Origin of the sequence: Rhizobium sp. TBD182, assembly GCF_001950375.1 — a bacterium.
Lineage (GTDB): Bacteria > Pseudomonadota > Alphaproteobacteria > Rhizobiales > Rhizobiaceae > Agrobacterium > Agrobacterium tumefaciens.
This window is the reverse complement of the sequence record NZ_BDLN01000032.1, coordinates 1-906: the sequence shown is the minus strand read 5'-3', so window position 1 is coordinate 906 and position 906 is coordinate 1. Positions and strand designations below refer to the sequence as shown.

General features: G+C 59.2%; 1 protein-coding gene. It reads left to right on the top strand.

Translation table 11 applies throughout. From position 1 onward, the window contains the following. Positions 1-906 (top strand): BID domain-containing protein (locus tag T18_RS26205; RefSeq protein ID WP_159440609.1); only part of this gene is annotated, 906 nt, incomplete at both ends.

Here is a 906-nt window from a genome sequence, read left to right as displayed (position 1 = left end):
CTGCAGAACGATCGCGATCTCGGGGTCAGGAACGGCATGTTGGGAACGGTGGAAGCCGTCGAACCGGACGCACTACAGATACGGCTCGACGGATTATCGAGCGGACAGGAAACCGGCCGCGGGCTGACTATCCGACCAAAAGATTACCAATCCTTTGATCACGGTTACGCCACCACCATTCACAAGGCGCAAGGGGCAACCGTCGACCGGACGTTCGTCATGGCCTCCGCCACCATGGACCGGCATCTGACCTATGTTGCCATGACCCGTCATCGTCTTCATGCAATGCTTTATGCCGGGCGTGACGAGTTCAGGGATATGAAAGCGCTCACCGCCAGCCTTGGCCGTTCGGGGCTCAAGGAAACCACACTCGATTACACGGACGCCTTTTCCGAGCGCCGCGGGCTGAAGGAGCCATGGGGCGAAAATATCCGGCAGCAGCGGGCGATGAGACAATCGACCTTGCAGCAGACATTCGAAGGGCAGCGACAGGGAATGGACACTGACGGGACGGTGCAGAACGAGTTGCGCCATCACCATCATCCAATCGAAAGTCCCCCACCTCTCATTCCCGCCATCATCCGCTATGACAAGACCGTCAACGAGATCGCCCGCGAGAAAGCGCAACCGGAACTGGAGCGCAGCATGGAAGAGGTGCACAGGGTCGCTACACGTGTCTATCACGATGCCTTCGGTGCGTGTATCGCCATCAAACACCATGTTCTCGATCCAGAAACCGATCCTGCCATTCTGGCAAGAGCCATTAGGGAGTGCCCCGACCAGTTCGGCACCCTCCGCGGCAAGGCGGGCATCCTCGGTGACAACAGGGAGAGAAAAGAAGCACTGCATTACGCCCGATCGGTCGCGTCTCTGGTCGAGACCGCCGCCGGAACATGGGAACGGCAG